Origin of the sequence: Novosphingobium album (ex Hu et al. 2023), assembly GCF_022832385.1 — a bacterium.
In the GTDB taxonomy this organism is placed as follows: Bacteria; Pseudomonadota; Alphaproteobacteria; order Sphingomonadales; family Sphingomonadaceae; genus Novosphingobium; species Novosphingobium album.
Genome location: NZ_JALHLE010000067.1, coordinates 1 through 1,828, shown reverse-complemented (window position 1 = coordinate 1,828; position 1,828 = coordinate 1). Strand labels below are relative to the sequence as shown.

Below are 1,828 nucleotides of genomic sequence, written 5' to 3'. Positions count from 1 at the left end.
CGGCCTTTTTCCTCAGTATCCGCTGCTGTTTTCGGTCGATCCGCCGCCGCCGGGCTTGGGTGCTGCCGGGGCCTCACCGGGAACGCCCAGGAAGTCGCCTTCCTCGCCGAACCAGGCGCGGAATTCCTTGAAGCCGGGAATGCCCTCGAAGCTGGAGCTGGCCATCTGGTCGACCTCGACGTGGATGACGGCGGGCTTGCCCGATGCCAGCGCGCGCTTGACGGCCGGGCCGATGTCTTCCGCGCGCTCGACGTATTCACCATGCGCACCGAAGCTTTCGGCCGTCTTGTCGAGACGCACCGAGGCGCCCCAGCGGGCTTCGGGGGTGGATGTGTTCTCGCCGAAGTTGGCCTTGTAGGATGCCGCCTCGAGGCCCCAGGCGTGGTCGACCGAGACGATGCAGATGATCGGCAGGTTCTTGCGCACCGCCGTTTCCAGTTCCGAGATGTGGAACAGGAAGGCGGAATCGCCCGTCAGCAGCACCGCGCGACGCTTGTCGCCCACCGCCATCTGCGCGCCCATCGCCATGGGAAGACCATTGCCGATCGCGCCCCAGTTCGAGCTCCACATCGAATCGCGCGGGGTGAACTGGACGAGCGCCGACGCCCACATGCTGGCGCCGCCGCCGTCGCGCAGGAGGATCGAATCCTCCGGCACCGCCTTGGTCGCCTCGATCGCAACGAGGCCGGGATGGATCGGCATCGAGGTCCTGGGCACGTAGTCTTCGATCGACTTCTTGTGCGCGTCGCGCGCGGCGGTCCACTGCGACAACTCGGCGGGCAGCGAACGGTTCAGGCCGGTCAGCGCCTCGTTCAGCTGCGGCACGATGTCGCGCAGGTCGCCCACCAGCGGCACGTCGATCGGGCGGTTCACGCCCATCGCATCCGCATCGCGCTCGACATAGATCCACTTGCGCGTCTCGTTGCCGGGCTTCCACGAATGCCCGCGCCCGTAGTTGAGTGCCTCGCCCAGTTCGGTGCCGATGGCGAGAACGACGTCCGACGAGCCTGCAATCTCAGCCCCGGCAGCCGAACTGTACGGGAACGTGCGGTCCTCCATGCCGGGCAGCACCGCCTCGACGGCGTTGGTCTGGAGGATCGGGCAGTTCAGCTTCCCGGCCAGTTCGGTCAGCATGGCGTGCGAGCGGGTGACGAAGCAGCCCTGACCGAGTAGCAGCACGGGAGCCTTGGCTTGTTCCAGCAGCGCGCGGGCTTGGGCGATCGACTGTGCGTCGGCACGCTGTTGCACGAGCCGGTACTGGTGCGGCTTCAGCACCGGGGAGCCGTCGAACTTGGCCTGCATCACACCCAGCGGCAGCTCGACGAAGGTCGGTCCGGGCGTGCCGCTCAGCGCCTTGCGAAAGGCCTCGTGGAAGATCTCGTCGGTCTGCTGCGGATATTCGATGGTGCCGGTGTACTTCACCGTGTTCTCGAACAGCGGCGGCTGGCTCATGTACTGCATCATGCCGCGCCGGACCTTCTGCTCGTAGAAGCGCTGGCGATTGGCCATGATGCAGACTGCCGGCACGTTTTCCTTCATCAGGAAGTTCACGCCCGCCATGATGTTGGCCACGCCCGGGCCCTTGTTCATGCACAGCACCACCGGCTTTCCGGTCATCCGGTAGAGCCCGTCGGCCGTCAGCGCCGCAGCCTGTTCGTGGTGCGGCGAGATGATCTGCATGCCGCGTCGTTCCGCCTCGATGAACATGCCGAAGAAACTGGGGTCAGGAATGCCGAACAGGGTGTCGACGCCTTCGGCCTGGATCAGGTCGAGAATGCGTTCATACATGGTCTGGGTCGTCATGGGTCTTGCCTCTCTCCGGTGGCGG

The 1,828-nt window shown here is 65.9% G+C and carries 1 protein-coding gene; it reads right to left on the bottom strand.

Translation table 11 applies throughout. The features are described 5' to 3' along the window. Window positions 1-12: 12 nt before the first annotated feature. On the bottom strand, window positions 13-1,803 hold the full coding sequence (locus tag MTR64_RS21215; RefSeq protein WP_243996572.1) for a thiamine pyrophosphate-binding protein: 1,791 nt from the start codon (window positions 1,801-1,803) through the stop codon (window positions 13-15). Window positions 1,804-1,828 lie beyond the last annotated feature (25 nt).

Coding starts and splice junctions, on each gene's coding strand:
- MTR64_RS21215 (WP_243996572.1), bottom strand. CDS start 1,803: ATGACGACCCAGACCATGTATGAACGCATTCTCGACCTGATCCAGGCC.